The 17663-nt window shown below is 60.1% G+C and carries 1 protein-coding gene; it reads right to left on the reverse strand.

The genetic code is table 11. The features are described 5' to 3' along the window. Window positions 1-2: 2 nt before the first annotated feature. Window positions 3-17636, reverse strand: a complete 17634-nt coding sequence (locus K0335_RS14505; protein WP_374940497.1) for an Ig-like domain-containing protein — start codon at window positions 17634-17636, stop codon at window positions 3-5. Window positions 17637-17663 lie beyond the last annotated feature (27 nt).

Raw genomic sequence — 17663 nt, forward strand, 5'->3', positions numbered from 1 at the left:
CTCTACACCACCATCAACTGATGATTCGCCAGTAAGGTGGCGAGGTCGGTGTGCACGCCCGTCAGCGTGACCACGTTAGCTGTCGCAAAATTGCCGCCCGTGCCATCGCGGTCGATCTGCACGATGGTGTCGCTGCCGCTCTGGGTGACTTTGACAAAATCACCGATGTTTCCGGCCTGCGCATCCAGCGTTGCCACGCCGTTGACATAGCTGGCTTTGCCGTTTCCGGTGTAGCCGCTGCCCTGTAACAGTTCACGAATATCAATGCGATCGGTGTCGGCGGTGCCTTCCCAGGTGCCTACCGTAAAGCCATTCACCACGTCCGATCCGTTGCCGCCGGTAGCGTCACTGGCGCTGAGCAGTTTATAGAGCAAGGTGTCGTGACCGCCGTTACCGATATTAATGGTGTCGTTACCGCCGCGCCCTTCCAGTTGGTTATCGCCGCTGCTGCCGGTCAGAGTGTCATTAAAATTCGAGCCGGAAATCCCCTCGATATTGGTAAATGTCGAGGTATTAAAACCTGTGGCCTGGGCGGTGGTGACGCTTAAGTTAGCGGTCACGCCCACCGTTGAGAGACGGAAATCGACCACGTCCATGCCGCCGTTCGCCAGCCAGGTTCCTGTGCCGGAGCTGTACACCCAGCCGCCGGAGCCGTCGTAGGTGTCGGTGCCTGCGGTGGCGAAGAAGGTGTCGTTATAGCCAGTGCCGACAAACTTGCCGTTGTTGCTCGCCGTACCCGCTTCAGCACTGAGATCGTAAGCGTGAGTAGCATCGGTGGCCTGTAAGCCGCCCCAGCTGGTATTCACCGTCTGGTCGATATTGCTGGCGGTAGTGCCGGTGGATTTGATCAGCACCGCGTTGTAGGTTTCTCCAGCGTTAAGTCCGTAGAAGTTGACCAGCGCCGAGGTGTCGTTAACGCCCATTCCCGACTGCGGGTTGATGATTTGTGTGGCAACCAGCACGCCCGCCGAGTTGTACAGCTTCACGGTATTGCCGTAATAGACGTTAATACCGTTAGGATCGGTGATACGCAGGTGCAGCGAGGTGCCGTAGCTCACCGTGTTAGTGTTACGGATGAGGAACACGCTGCCCGACTGTTTGGTTACCAGCACATCCACCGCGCCGTCCCAGTCGTAGTCCATTGCCGCCACGCCGCTGGTGGTACCGCTCTGGCTGCCACCGAGTGCCGATTGTGTCCAGTTACTGGCGTTGCTGACGTTAGTATAAAGATACGACTGCCCGGTCTGGGCGATACGGGCGATATCCATTAACCCGTCATGATCCCAGTCGACGGCCAGGCTGAATTGACTGGCATAGGTGGTTGCCGTCGCGCCCACCGCCACCGGGCTACCCAGCACGCCGTTGGTGTTGAATAACAGCGAGCCGTAGTTAGCTCTTCCCTGGCTGGCGGGCAGGAAGAGATCCATATCGCCGTCACCATCGAAATCGGCCCATGTCATGGAAACGGATGTCGAGTTTCCCCCCGAGCCAGGACTACTGAGGAAAGTATTGATGGTGTTTTGTCCCCAGACGAAGGTGCCATTGCCCTGGCTTATCAACGATGAGAGGGTGAAGTTGTTGTTCAGGTTGAAAGTGTGCTGAACCAGGTCAATCCTGCCGTCATTATTAAGATCGACACCGGAACCTTCGTTGAGTGACAAATAACCTGTCACCGCCCCACCGACCGTAGCACTCCCCCCGTTATTAGCAGTGGTGGAGTTGCCTGTCAGGGTGCCGGCGTTGTTCCACAGGAAAGTGTTGGAGTCCGGCCCCCCGGCGTCGCCAATCCAGAAATCAAGATAACCGTCGCCCTCTTTATCAAACGCCACAATCGAGCCATACCACGTCAGGGTGCCAACGTTCACCTGGATGGCGCTGGAAAACGTACCATCGCCGTTATTAGTAAAGCCGTTGATATACCCCGTGCCGTAGTCATCGCGAGTAATAAACAGATCGCCCGTACCGTTACGGTTGTAATCGGCGATGGAGCTGGTGGCATAGTTGTTGCCACTTTGCACCAGCGTCAGGGCGGTTTTCGACCAGGTGAGCGGATCGGTGGATTGCATAATTTGCTGGTTGGCCAGCACCGTCCACATCCCGTGTGTGTCGAGGCCGTAGGTCAGCCCCCAGGCGGTGGATTTGCTGGTGGTGGTCCAGGCTGGTGTGTAATCAATTGCCGCGTTAACAGTGACTGTGCCGTTGCTGACGTTAGCGGTATTGCCGTTGCCCGCCGAGCTTTTCACCTGCGCGGTGACGTTATAGGCGGTCGCAGACGCCGCCAGCGCGTCGGTATCCGGCAGTTGCACATACCAGGTGTTGTGCGCCGGATCGACCACCACCGCACCACCCGGTTGCGAGGTGTAAGTTTTACCGTTGATCACCACTTCAACATACTGCCCGCTGGCGAGCGCGGCGGTGATCACCCCGCTGATAATCGGCGTGGTATCGCGCGTAGTTTGATTGGTGATTTGCGCAAGCGTCGTCGGAATAGAAGTATCGACCGTCAGAACAAAATCGCTGGAGGAGGTTATATTCCCTGCCAGATCCACCACTCGTGCGCTGTAGGTATAGGCACCGCTGACCAGACCACTGTCGCTGTAAGTCCAGTTCAGCGCGCCGACCATCGTTACCGCACCTAACAGCAGACCGTTACGGTAGAGGTAAACGACTTCACCGCTGGCAAGCGGCGCAGAGAGCACGCCATTGAGCAACGGCGTGGTGTCGTCGGTGGCCTGCGAATTGCTAAACGTCCCCTGCCGCTGCCCGACATCATCGGTATACGACACAATGGTCGGCGTGGCGGTGGGGTTAATCGTATCGACCACCACCGTTTTCGATACCACCGGGCCTGTATTTCCCGCCAGATCCAGCACCCGTACCTGATAAACGTAGCTGCCGTCGGTCAGCGTGCGGCTGTCAGTGTAAGTCCACTGCGTACCGTTGGTGGTGAGCGTGGTCCAGGTCGCGCCGCCATCGAGGCTAATCTGCGCCACTTCGCCGCTGGCAAGCCCCGCCCCCAGCGAACCGGTCAGCGTGAGCGTGGTATCGCTGGTGATAAAGTCGGTGGCCGAACTCCCCGTATCGGTGCTGATGCTGGCGATGGTGAGCACCTGCGCCGGGTTAACGGTGTCAATCTGCGCCGACTGGCTGCCGGTTGCGCCAACGTTGCCCGCTAAATCAACCACCCGCACCTGCCAGGTGGTGGTGCCGTTGGTCAGCGTACGCCCGTCCACATATGTCCAGTTCAGACCGTCTGCGGCAACGGTCACGTTCACCCAGGTTGCGCCGTTGTCGGTACTGATTTGCGCGAACTCATTAGCGCCGAGCGCCGCGCCCAGCACGCCGCGCACGGTAAGCGTGGTGTCGCTGGTAATAAAATCGCTGCTGCTGGCTCCGGTGTCATCGCTGATACCGGTAATAGTGATGCTTTTCGCCGCTTCCGGGCTGATGGTGTCGACCACCACATTTTGCGTCGCGGTCTGCCCGACATTCCCCGCCAGATCTACCAACCGCACCGTGTAGTTCCAGGTGCCGTCGGTGAGCGTGCGACTATCGGCATAGCTCCAGTTGGTGCCGATAACGGTTAACGTAGTCCAGGTGACACCGCCATCAAGGCTGATTTGCGCCCGTTCATCTGCCGCCAGCGCCGCGCCGAGCGTCCCGCGCACGGTCAGCGTAGTGTCACGGGTCACAAAATCGCTGCTGCTTAACCCGGTGTCATCGCTGATGCCCGCAATGACGATGGTTTTGCTCGCCAGCGGCGCGGTGGTATCCACGGTGACTATCTGGCTGGCGGTCGCGCCGATATTTCCGGCGGTGTCGATCACCCGTACCTGATAGTTGTAGTTACCGTCGGTCAGCGTGCGCCCGTCAAGATAAGTCCAGGTTAATCCATTTACCGCCAGATTCTGCCAGGTGGTGCCGCCATCGATACTGATTTGCGCGAACTCACCAGCAGAGAGCGGCGCGCCGAGCGTACCACTCACCGCAAGCGTCGTGTCGCTGGTGACAAAATCATTAGTAATCAGACCTGTATCGGTGGTGATCGCGCTAATGGCGATGGTTTTCACCGCTGGATCTGGCGCAGTAGTGTCGATCACCACATTCTGGCTATCAGTCGCCCCGACGTTGCCCGCCGCATCAATCACCCGCACCTGATAGAGATAGTTACCATCGGTCAGCGTGCGGCTGTCGTTATAGCGCCAGGTCGTGCCAGTAACGGTAAGCGTGCTCCAGGTTACACCGCCGTCGATACTGATTTGCGCCGTCTCGTTACTGGCAAGCGCGGCGGTGAGTGAGCCGTTGACCACCACCGGGCTGACGCTGGTGATAAAGTCGCTGGCGCTAAGGCCAGTGTCGGCTTGCAGGGAATCAATATTAATGCCCATCGCCGGGGCGCTGAGATCGACGGTAATGGTGTGATTGCTGCTACCGATGTTGCCAATGGCATTGCTCACCGAAGCGTTAATCACCCAGGCATTGCCGTCCGCCAGCGCGGTGACATCGGCGCTGCCGAGGGTGTAGCTCCAGCTACCACCGGTCTGCACCGTAGTGGTGTAGGTTTTGCCGTTTAAGGTCAGGGTCAGCGTCTGCCCGACCGGGGCGGTGGTGGTGCCGCTGATGGTCTGCCCGGCAAGCTGTTCGGCGTTGTTGATAATATCGTCACCCGCCACCGTAGCGATGGTGACCGTCGGCGCAACGGTGTCAACAGTCAGGGCGTGCGTGGTTTGACCGGGGTTACCGGCGCGATCGTTCACGCTGGCGGTAATGGTCTGCGCGCCTTGCCCGAGTGCTGCCAGATCCGCCGCAGGCACGTTCAGCGCCCAGGTGCCATTGGCGGCAACCGTGGCGGTATAGGTTTTGCCGCCAAAGGTGACAGTGACCGTCTGCCCCACTTCCGCGCTGGTCGAGCCGTTAAGGGTTAACGGCTGCTGCTGTTCGGCGGCGTTGAGTCGGTCATCCGTCGAAACGGTATTAATGTTGATAACCGGTGCGGTGAGATCCACGGCCACGCTGCGCGAGGCCGTGGCGCTGTTTCCTGCGCTGTCCTGGGCGGAGGCGCTAACCGTGTAGCTGGTGCCATCCGCCAGTGCCGCGACGTCTGCCGCCGACACATTCACGCTCCAGCTCCCGTTGTTCTGAATGGTGGCGCTGTAGCCCTTGCCATTAAGCAACACGGTCACCACCGTGCCTGCGGCAAAGTTCGTTCCGGTACCGCTCAGGGTCAGCGCACTGCCTGCTTCGGCGGCGTTAATAATATTATCGCCACTGATGGTGCTGACTGAGAGCGACACCACCGCCGTATTGACCTGCACGTTGTGCGTCTGCGTGCTGCTGTTGCCTGCGCTGTCGGTGATGGTGGCGCTGATGGTCACCGTACCGTCCGCAAGGCCGGAAATCACACTGGCTGGCACGCCAACGCTCCAGTTGCCGCTGGCATCGGTGCTGGTGACATACTGCTGCCCGGCGATAGTCACCACCAGGCGGTCGCCCGCCACCGCGCCCGTGGCGGTGCCGCTGATAATCTGCGCCTGAGCGTGTTCGACGTTGTTAATCACATCGTCGCCCGCCACGGTGTTGAAGCTGATGACGGGCGCGGTGGTATCGACGGTGACGCCTTTGCTGGCGCTGCCAGGGTTACCCGCCAGATCGCTGACCGTGGCGGTCAGGGTGTAGCCGTTATTGGCAAGTGCGGTTAGGTCACTGGCAGGCAGCGTTAAGCTCCAGCTGCCGTCTGCCTGCACCGTGGTCTGGTAGTTAGTGCCATTAAGCGTGACGGTCAGCGTCTGCCCGGTTTCCGCGGTGCTGGTGCCGGAAACCGTCACGCCCGCCGCCGCTTCGCTGGCGTTGATGATGTTATCGCTGGCAATGGTGTTGATGGTCACCGTTGGCGCGGCGCTATCAACGCTGTATTCATGCGTTGTCGTGGCGCTGTTGCCGTTGACGTTAGTCACCCGCACCTGGGCGCTGGCATCGCCGTCACGCAGAGCCGCCAAATCCGCAGTCGGAACGGTGGTGCTCCAGCTACCGTTAGCCGCCACCGTGGTGGTGTAAGTTTTGCCGCCAAAAGTAAGGGTAACGGTTTGCCCCGCTTCGACGCCGGATGTGCTACCGGAGAGCGTTAGTGCCGCACCTTTTTCAGTGGCGTTAATCACATCATCGCTGGTGATGCTGTTCATGCTGATAGCGACGGTAGTGAGATCAACGGTCACCGGATGGGTAATGCTGGTTTGCGTTCCGGCACTGTTCGCGCCGCTAACGCTAATATTCAGCGTTCCCGCAGGCCAGTTACTGACATCCGCCGCCGGAACGCCGACGCTCCAGGTGCCGTTCGCCAACACCGTGGCGGCATAAGTTTGGTTATTTATCACCACGGTCAGCGCCGTGCCTGCCGTAAAGCCGGAGCTGCTCCCGGTGATCACCTGCGCCTGAGCGTGTTCGATGATATTGACCACATCATCGCCTGCGACGGTATCCACCCGCAGACCAGGCAGACTGGCATCTATAGTGATATCGCGCGTGCCGCTGCCGGTGTTGCCAACGGCGTTGGTTACCAAGACATTAACGGTTAATTCACCGTTACCCAGCGCCAGCCAGTCAGCGGCAGGCACGCTCACATTCCAGCTTAAATCAGCCTGCACGGTGGCGGTGTAAGTTTTACCGCCCAGTTCAACGGTGACGGTGCTGCCCGCCGCCGCCCCGGTTACCTGGCCGCTGATAGTTTGCGCGCTGCCCGCCTCTGAAGCGTTGATAATATCGTCCGTCGCCACCGGATTAATGGTGACGCCCGGCAGCGCGGTATTGACCTGCACATTATGGCTGGCAGTACTGCTGTTGCCCTGGGCGTTGGTGACGCTCGCCGTGACGCTATATGTCGCTTCGCCCAGCGCACTGACCGCCGAGGCAGGCACGGTAACGCTCCAGTTGCCGGAGGCGTCGGTAGTGGCGCTGTAGTTTTGTCCATTCAGCGTGACGGTGATCGCCGTGCCCGCAGGCTGATCGCTGGTGCCGGAAAGCGCCAGATTCGATCCTTTTTCCGTCGCGTTGATCACGTCATCGCCCGCGATGGTGTTGATGCTAATCGCTGGCGCGGTGAGGTTAACGGTGACGGTTCGGCTGGCGTCGTCGCTGTTGCCCGCCCGATCGCTGACGTTGGCGGTGATGGTCTGTGCGCCGCTACTGAGTGCCGTAACATCCGCCGCCGGTACGCCAACGCTCCAGTTGCCGGAGGCATCCAGGGTGGTAGTGTAGGTTTTGCCGTTGAGCACAACGCTCACCACATCGCCCGCTTCCCCGCCCGTGCTGGTGCCGGAAATCACCAGCGCCTGTGCGTGTTCGGCGTCGTTAATGATGTCATCGCCTGCCACGGTGTTAATGGTGAGAACCGGCGCGGTGGTGTCTACCGCCAGATTATGGCTGGCGCTGCCGGGATTGCCCGCTTTGTCGTTGACCGTGGCGCTGACGGTGTAATTGCTTGCAGTCAGAGCGCCCAGGGCTGAAGTGGGAACGCTGACGCTCCAGCTACCGTCCGCCTGTACATTACCGGTGTAAGTTGCGCCGTTAAGGGTGACGGTGACCGTCTGCCCGGTTTCGGCGGTGCTGGTGCCGCTGATGGTGAGCGGGTTTCCCGCCTCCGTGGCGTTAAGGATGTCATCGCTGGCGATGGTATTAATGGTGAGCGTCGGCGCGCTGGCGTCAATGCTGTACGCATGAGTTGCCGACGCGCTGTTGCCGCTCGCACTGCTGACACTGGCCTGCACGGTCGCCGCGCCGTCTGGCAAGGTTGCCAGATCTGACGCTGGAACGTTCACGCTCCAGCTACCGTTGGCGGCGACGCTGGCGGTGTAGGTTTTGCCGCCAAAAGTGACGGTAACGGTTTGCCCACTTTCAATTCCGCTGGTGCTGCCAGAAAGGGTCAGGTCGGTGCCTTTTTCGGCGGCGTTAATTACGTCATCGCTGGCAACGGTGTTGATGCTGATTGCCACCGCCGTTAAATCGACGGTGAACGGATGGCTGACGCTGACCGGATTTCCGGTGCTGCTCTGGCCTGTCACGTCAACGGTTAACGGCCCCGCAGGCCAGGCGCTGACGTTTGCCGCCGGAATGCCGACACTCCAGCTCCCGTCTGCCTGTACCGTGGCAGAATAAGCCACACTGTTGATGGTAACCGTCAGCACAGCACCTGCATTCAGGCCACTACTGCCACCAGTGATCACCAGTGCCTGACCATGCTCGATGCTGTTGACGATATCATCGCCCGCGACGGTATCCACGCGCAGACCTGGCAGGTTGGCGTCAATGGTGATATCCCGCGTACCGCTGCCAGTGTTGCCATTCGCGTTGGTGACTGAGGCGGTAATGGTCAGATCGCCATTGCCCAGCGCCTGGAGATCGGCTGCCGGAACGCTGATACTCCAGCTTAAGTTGCCCTGTACCGTGGTGGTGTAAGTGTTGCCGCCCAGCGTGACGGTAACCGTATCGCCAGCGGCGGCACGAGTGACCACCCCGCTGATGGTTTGATCGGCCCCGGCTTCGGCGGCGTTGATAATATCGTCACCCGCCACAGTATTGATGGTGACGCCCGGCAGGCCACTGTCGACCAGTAAATTCGCCTGGCTGCTGGCGGTGTTGCCTGCCGCACTGGTGGCACTGGCGCTGACGGTATAGTTAGCCTGACCTAAGGCCGCCAGATCGCTCACCGGCACGGTTAAGGTCCAGTTGCCTGCTGCGTCGGTGGTAGCGCTGTAATTGTGACCGTTGAGCGTGACGGTAACCTGTGCGCCTGTCGCCAGCCCCGTACTGCTACCGCTAATGGTCAACGGCTGGCCTTTTTCATCGGCATTCAGGACGTTATCGCCGCTGATGGCGTTAAAGGTAATTGACGGCAGGCCAGTATTGACCGTCACCTGATGCGTGGCGCTGCCGCTGTTACCCCCGGCATCGGTCACGCTGGCGTTGATGGTGACCGTGCCGTTTGCCAGCGCCGAAACTACGCTCGACGGTACGCCGACGCTCCAGTTGCCGCTGGCATCCAGCACCGTGGTGAAGGTATTTGAGCCGATAGTCACCGTGACGGTGCTACCGGTTGCCGCGCCAGTGGCGGAACCGCTAATGATCTGCGCCTGGGCGTGTTCCGTCGCGTTGATCACATCATCACCCGCGACAGTGTTGATGGTGACGACCGGAACGGAAGTATCCACCGTCAGGTTGTGGTTAACCGAGGTCGGGTTTCCGGCCTTGTCGCTCACCGCCGCGCTGACGGTGTAGTTGCTGGCGGTCAGAGCGCTTAAGTCGGCTGGCGGTACGCTGATACTCCAGCTGCCGTCCGTTTGTACCGTGCCAGTATAGTTTGCGCCATTGAGCGTGACGGTCACCGTCTGCCCGGCTTCCGCCGTGCTGCTGCCGGTGATGGTCAGCGCCGCACCCGCTTCGGCGGCGTTAAGAATATCGTCGCCCGCAATGGTGTTAATGGTCACCGTTGGTGCGGTGGCATCGACGCTGTAAGCGTGGGTAGTGGTGGCACTGTTGCCGTTAACGTTGCTGACGCTGGCCTGCGCGCTGGCATCACCATCACGCAGGGCTGCCATATCCGCCGCCGGAACCGTGGTGCTCCAGGAACCATTCGCCGCGACACTTGCAGTATAGGTTTTACCGCCAAAGGTCACGGTGACCGTTTGCCCGGCCTCCACGCCAGAGGTGCTGCCGGAGAGCGTTAATGCCGCGCCTTTTTCGGCGGCGTTAATCACATCATCGGCGGTAATGGCGTTGATGCTGACAGCCACCGCCGAGAGATCGACAGTCACCGGATGCGTAACGCTGACCGGGTTTCCGGCGGTAGTGCTGCCGCTCGCCGTAATCGTCAGCGCCCCCACAGGCCAGGCGCTGACATCCACCGCCGGAACGCCGACGCTCCAGGTGCCATCCGCCAGCACTGCCGCAACATAGGTTTGCCCGTTAATGGTCAGCGTGACATTGCTGCCCACCGCCAGCCCAGAGCTGCTGCCGGTAATCACCAGCGCCTGACCGTGCTCGATAATGTTGACCACATCATCGCCCGCCACGGTATCGACCCGCAGACCGGGGAGATTCGCGTCTATAGTGATTTCGCGCGTGCCGTTACCGGTATTGCCTACGCTGTTCGTTACCGAAGCCGAAATGGTCAGCTCTCCGTTGCCCAACGCCTGTAACGCCGAAGCCGGAACATCGACACTCCAGCTTAAGTCTGCCTGTACCGTAGCGGTGTAAGTCGCCCCACCGAGCGTCACGGTCACCGTATCGCCCGCCGCGGCCCTCGTGACCTGCCCGCTGATAGTTTGAGTTGCCCCCGCTTCGGCGGCGTTAATAATATCGTCCGTTGCCACAACGTTAATGGTGACGCCCGGTAGCGCGGTATTAACCTGCACGTTATGGCTGGCGGAACCGCTATTGCCATCAACATCGGTTGCGGCGGCAGTCACCGTATAAGTCGCTTCACCGAGCGTACCAACCGCAGACACCGGAACAGTCACGCTCCAGTTCCCGGAAGCATCGGCAGTGGTGGTGTAATTTTGCCCGTTGAGCGTAACAGTTACCTGCGTGCCCGCAGGCTGGTTGCTGGTGCCGGAAATCGACAGATCCGCGCCTTTCTCCGTGGCGTTGATGATGTCATCGACGGCGATGGTGTTAATGTCGAGCACCGGCGCGCCGAGCGCCACGCTGACAGTGTGCGAGGCCGTGCCGCTGTTGCCTGCGGAGTCGGTAACCGTGGCGGTAATGGTCACATCGCCCTGGGCCAGCGCGGAAATCACGCTGGCAGGCACACCGATGCTCCAGTTGCCGTTGGCGTCCAGCACGGTGGTGTAGGTGGTCGTGCCAATCGTCACGGAAACCGTGTTACCCGTCGTCGCGCCCGTTGCCGAGCCGCTGATAATCTGCGCCTGAGCATGTTCCGTGGCGTTAATGATGTCATCGCCCGCTACCGTGTTAATGGTGACGACCGGAGCGGCAAGATCCACCGTCAGGTTATGCGTCGCCGAGGTTGGGTTGCCCGCTTTGTCGCTGACCGCCGCGCTCACCGTATAGGGGCTGGCGGTAAGGTCGGCTAAATCGCCAGTTGGTACGCTGACGCTCCAGCTCCCGTCTGCCTGCACGTTGCCGCTGTAATTGATGCCGTTTAGCGTCACGGTCACCGTCTGCCCGGCTTCCGCGGTGCTGGTGCCGCTGATAGTCAGCGCCGATCCCGCTTCGGCGGCATTAAGAATATCGTCGCTGGCGATGGTGTTGATAGTAACGGAGGGCGCGGTGGCATCGACGCTATAAACATGCGTTGCCTGGGCGTTGTTACCCGCGACGTTGCTGACGCTGGCCTGGACGTTTGCTGCGCCATCCGGCAAGGTTGCGAGATCGGCGGCTGGGATCGTCAGCCCCCAGGTATTATCCGTGGCAACCGTGGTGGTGTAGCTTTTGCCACCGAAAATAACGGTAATGGTCTGCCCCGCTTCCACGCCGGAGGTGGTGCCGGAAAGCTGCAAATCAGTGCCTTTTTCGGCGGCGTTAATTACATCGTCAGTGGAGAGTGTATTGATGGTAATCGCCACGGCAGCGAGATTGACCGTGACCGGATGAGTAATGCTGGTTGTGGTTCCTGCGGTATTGGTGCCAGAGACGGCAATATTGACCGTCCCCGCAGGCCAGTTTGTGACATCTGCCGACGGAACGCTGACGCTCCAGGTGCCATCGGCGAGTACCGTTGCGCCGTAGGTGACGCTATTGATAACCACCGTCAACGCCGCGCCCGCCGCCAGTCCGGTACTACTGCCGGTGACCACCAGTGCCTGAGTGTGCTCAATGCTGTTAATCACATCATCGCCTGCCACGGTATCAACCCGCAGACCTGGCAAGTTGGCATCTATCACAATATCGTGCGTCGCGGTGCCGGTATTATTTGCGGAATTGGTCACCGAGGCGCTGATGGTCAGTTCACCGTTACCCAGCGCCTGCAAATCTGCCGCAGGCACGCTGACGCTCCAGCTTAAATCTGGCTGCACGGTGGCAATGTATTGATTACCGCCGAGCGTGACAGTGACCGAATCTCCTGCTGCTGCCGTCCCCGTCACCTGACCGCTGAGGGTCTGGTTAACGGCGATTTCAGCGGCTTTGATAATGTCATCACCCGCCACAGTATTAATGATTACCCCTGGCAGGAGCGATTCGACATTCACCGTATGGGTAGTACTACCGCTGTTACCCGCGCTGTCGGTGGCGCTGGCGCTAATCTGGTACACCGCCTCGCCCAGCGCGCCGACCGCCGAAGCCGGCACGGTAACGCTCCAGTTGCCGGAACTATCGGTAGGGGCGCTGTACGCCAGGCCATTCAACATCACGGTGACCGTAGTGCCTGCCGCCATGCCGCTGGAGACGCCGCTGATGATCAGATCCTGGGTTTTCTCCGCATTATTAATAATGTCATCACCGGAGACAGTGTTAATGGTCAGCGTCGGGCCACTGAGATCAACGGTCACATCGTGAGTCGTGCTGTCGCTGTTGCCCGCGAGATCGCTCAGGCTGGCGGTGATGGTCTGGCTACCGGTTGCCAGCGCCGTGACATCCGCTGCCGGAATGCCGACGCTCCAGTTACCGGAAGCGTCCAGCGTGGTGGTGTAGTTTTTACCGTTCAGCGTGACGGTCACCACATCGCCTGCCGCCGCGCCCGTACTGGTTCCGCTCACCACCAGCGCCTGCCCGTGTTCGATGGCGTTGATAATGTCATCGCCCGCGACGGTGTTAATGGTGAGATCCGGCGCGGTAACGTCCACCGCCAGTGCATGATCCGCGCTTGCCGGGTTGCCCGCTTTGTCGCTCACCGTGGCGGTCACGGTATAACTGCTGGCGGTTAATCCGCTTAAATCTGTCGCCGGAACGTCCACACTCCAGGTGCCATCGGCCTGGACGGTAGTCTGGTACGTGTTGTTATTGAGCGTGACAGTCAGCGTCTGCCCGGCCTGCGCCGTGGTGGTGCCGCTGATGGTTATCCCCGCGCCCGCTTCACTCACGTTGAGAATATCGTCGCTGGCGATGGTGTTGATGGTCACAAGCGGCGCGGTGGCATCGACGCTGTACGCGCGATCGGCCTGGGCGCTGTTGCCGTTAATGTTGCTGACACTCGCCTGCACGTTGCCCGCGCCGTCCGGCAACGCAGCGAGATCGGCAGGCGGCACATTCACCGTCCAGCTACCGTTGGCTTCCACAGTGGTGGTGTAATTTTTGCCGCCAAAGGTGACGGTCACCGTCTGCCCGGCTTCTACACCGCTGGTACTGCCGCTCACCACCAGCGTTTCGCCTTTTTCGACGGCATTGATCACATCATCGCCGGAGAGAGTGTTAATGGTTATGGCGACCGCTGCCAGATCGACGGTAACCGGATGGGTAATGGTGGAGGTTGTTCCGGCGCTGTTGGTGCCGCTTACCGTGATATCCACCGTACCCGCAGGCCAGTTGCTGACGTCTGCCGCCGGAACGCCGAGGTTCCATGTACCATCAGCTAACACCGTGGCAGCGTAAGTGACGTTGTTAATCACGACCGTTAATGCCGTTCCTGCCGTCAGCCCGGTGCTGCTACCTGTTATCACCAGCGCCTGATTGTGCTCAATGCTGTTAATAACATCATCGCCCGCTACGGTATCGACCCGCAAACCAGGCAGACTGGCATCGATAGTGATATCGCGCGAGCCGCTGCCGCTGTTGCCCACGACGTTGGTGACCGAGGCGTTAACTGTCAGGTCGCCGTTACCAAGCGCCTGAATATCCGCCGCCGGAACGCTGACACTCCAGCTTAAATTAGCCTGCACCGTAGCGGTGTAGGTGTTGCCGCCCAGCGTGACGGTGACCGTATCGCCCGCCGCCGCGCCCGTCACCTGCCCGCTGATGGTTTGCGCACTGCCCGCTTCGGCGGCATTAATAATGTCATCGGTTGCCACTGCGTTAATGGTAACGCCAGGTAAGGCGCTGTTGACCAGCACATTATGGCTGGCGGAATTACTGTTGCCTGCCGTGTCGGTAACGCTCGCCGTTACCGTGTAGTTGGCTTCACCCAACGCGCTAGCTGCCGAGGCTGGCACTGTGGCGCTCCAGTTGCCACTGCTATCGGTGGTAGCGGTGTAATTTTGTCCGTTCAGCGTCACTGTAATGGTGGTGCCTGCGGGCTGATTACTGGTGCCGGTGATTTGCAGATCCGCGCCTTTTTCTGTGGCGTTAATCACGTCATCGCTGGCGATAGTGTTGATGCCAATGGTTGGCGCGGTGAGATTTACGGTGACCGTACGGCTGGCATCATCGCTGTTGCCTGCTACATCGGTAATTGCCGCAGTGATGGTTTGCGGGCCGCTGCCCAGCGCAGTGACGTCTGCTGCCGGAACGCCGACGCTCCAGTTGCCGGAGGCGTCCAGCGTGGTAGTGTAGGTTTTACTGTTTAACGTGATGGTGATGACATCGCCCGCTTCCCCGCCAGTGCTGGAACCGGAGATCACCAGCGCCTGTCCGTGTTCGGCGGCGTTAATGATGTCATCGCCGGAGACGGTGTTAATGGTTAAAACTGGCACGGTGAGATCCACCGCCAGGCCGTGAGTGGCGGTCGCCGGGTTACCCGCTTTGTCGCTTACCGAGGCGCTGACCGTGTACGGGCTGGCGGTCAGATTGCTGAGATCTGTTGTCGGCACGCTGACGCTCCAGCTACCGCCCGCCTGAACGGTGCCGATGTAAGCCACACCATTAAGCGTGACGGTTACCGTTTGCCCCGCTTCGGCGGTGCTGGTGCCGCTGATGGTTAACGGATTTCCCGCCTCAGCGGCGTTAAGAATATCGTCGGTGGCAATAGTGTTAATGGCAAGCGTCGGTGCCGTGGCATCGACGCTATAGGTGTGGGTTGCCGAAGCCGTGTTGCCGTTAATATTGCTGACACTGGCCTGTACCGTGGCGTCGCCGTCACGTAACGCGCTGAGATCGGCGGCGGGTACGGTGGTTGTCCAGCTGCCATCGCCCGCTACGGTAGCGGTATAGGTTTTGCCGCCAAAGGTGACGGTGACGGTTTGCCCCGCTTCCACGCCGGAAGTGCTGCCGGAAAGGGTTAAATCGGCCCCTTTTTCAGCGGCGTTAATCACATCGTCGCCGGAAACGGTGTTAATGGAGATCGCCACCGCCGCCAGATCGACGGTGACTGGATGGGTGATAGTCGTAGTCGTTTCTGCAGTGTTAGTGCCGCTTACAATGATATTCACTGTACCCGCAGGCCAGTTACCCACATCTGCCGCCGGAACACCAACGCTCCATGTGCCATCGGCTAATACTGTCGCGCCATAGGTGACGTTATTGATCACCACCGTCAGCGCCGCGCCCGCCGCCAACCCGCTGCTGCTACCGGTTATTACCAGTGCCTGAGCGTGCTCGATGCTGTTAACCACATCATCGCCCGCCACGGTATCAACGCGCAGACCTGGCAGATTGGCGTCGATAGTAATATCTCGCGAACCGCTGCCAGTATTACCCACGCCGTTGGTTACTGAGGCGTTAACCGTCAGATCGCCATTACCGATGGCCTGAATATCCGCCGCCGGAACGTCCACGCTCCAGCTTAAATTGCCCTGCACGGTAGCGGTGTAGGTTTTCCCGCCAAGCGTCACGGTAACCGTATCGCCCGCCGCCGCGCCCGTCACCTGGCCGCTGATGGTCTGCGCCACGCCCGATTCCGCCGCGTTAATAATATCGTCGGTCGCCACCGGATTAATGGTGACGCCAGGCAGCGCGGTATTCACCTGCACGTTATGGCTGGCGGAATTGCTATTGCCCGCGCTGTCGGTGACGTTCGCCGTCACCGTGTAACTGGCTTCGCCCAGCGCACCGACGGCAGAGGCTGGCACCGTGGTGCTCCAGTTGCCTGCGGCGTCCGTCGTGGCGGAGTAATTTTGCCCGTTAAGCGTCACCGTAATTGTGGTGCCTGTTGGCTGATTACTGGTGCCGGAAATTTGCAGATCCGCGCCTTTTTCCGTGGCGTTAATCACGTCATCGCTGGCAATGGGGTTGATGCCAATGGTCGGCGCGGTAAGGTTAACGGTGACCGTGTGCGTCTCGTTGTCGCTGTTGCCAGCCACATCGGTAACGGTCGCCGTCACGGTTTGCGTGCCGCTGCCCAGCGCAGAGACATCCGCAGCCGGAACGCCGACGCTCCAGTTGCCGGAAGCATCCAGCGTCGTGGTGTAGGTTTTACTGTTTAGCGTGACGGTGACGACATCGCCCGCTTCTCCGCCGGTGCTGGAACCGGAAATCACCAGCGCCTGCCCGTGTTCGGCGGCGTTAATAATATCATCGCCCGCAATGGTGTTAATGGTCAGTACCGGAACGGTGAGATCCACCGCCAGATTATGCGTGGTGCTCGCCGGGTTGCCCGCTTTGTCATTGACCGTCGCCGTCAGAGTGTGGCTGCCATCGGTCAGAGCGGCAAGATCTGCCGCCGGAATAGTAATACTCCAGCTGCCGTCGGCCTGTACCGTTGCCTGATAGGTCTGCACAGTTGGGCTGTTAAGCGTTACCGTAACAATCTGCCCCGCTTCAGCGGTGGTGCTGCCGCTCACCGTCACGCCCGTATCAGCTTCGCTGGCGTTAACGATATTGTCGCTGGCAACGGTATTGATAATGATGGTTGGCGCGCTGCTGTCGACGCTGTAGTTATGCACCGCCGAGGCGCTATTGCCGTTAATATTGCTGACGCTGGCCTGCGCGGAGGCGCTGCCCTCAGCTAATGCTGCCAGATCGGCGGCAGGAACGGTGGCAGTCCAGCTACCATCGCTCGCCACGCTGGCGGTGTAATTTTTCCCGCCAAAGGTGACGGTGACGGTTTGACCGGGTTCTACATTCGTGGTGGTGCCGGAAAGGGTTAAATCAGCGCCTTTTTCTGCGGCGTTAATCACGTCGTCCGTAGCGATGGTGTTGATGGTGATCGCCGCCGGCGTGAGATCGACCGTTACCGGATGCGTAATGCTTATCGGATTTCCGGCGCTACTTTCCCCGGACACGGTAACTGTCACTGTTCCCGCAGGCCAGGCGCTAACCTGCGCCGCCGTGACGCCCACGCTCCAGCCACCATCGGCCTGCACCGCAGTGGTGTATTCCACATTGTTAATCGTAACGGTAAGCGGCGTGCCTTCTGCCAGCCCCGAGCTGCTGCCGGTGACCACCAGCGCCTGCCCGTGTTCGATGATATTGACCACATCATCGCCCGCCACCGTATCGACCCGCAGACCGGGCAGATTGGCGTCGATGGTGATATCCCGTGTGCCGCTGCCGGTGTTGCCGTTTTGATTGGTGACCGAGGCGCTCACCGTTAAATCGCCATTACCCAGCGCCTGAATATCTGCCGCCGGAACGCTCACGCTCCAGCTTAAACCGGCCTGCACGGTGGTGCTGTAAGTATTACCGCCCAGCGTAACGGTTACCGTGTCGCCAACGGCGGCTCCAGTCACCTGCCCGCTGATGGTTTGCGCAACGCCCGCTTCGGCGGCGTTAATAATATCGTCGGTTGCCACCGGGTTAATGGTCACGCCGGGCAGCGCGCTGTCGACCAGCACGTTATGGCTGGCGGTGGCGCTGTTGCCGATATCGCTGGTCACCGCCGCCGTTACCGTATAGTTGGCCTG

Source organism: Escherichia sp. GZ89 (genome assembly GCF_019366485.1).
Taxonomy (GTDB): domain Bacteria; phylum Pseudomonadota; class Gammaproteobacteria; order Enterobacterales; family Enterobacteriaceae; genus Escherichia; species Escherichia fergusonii.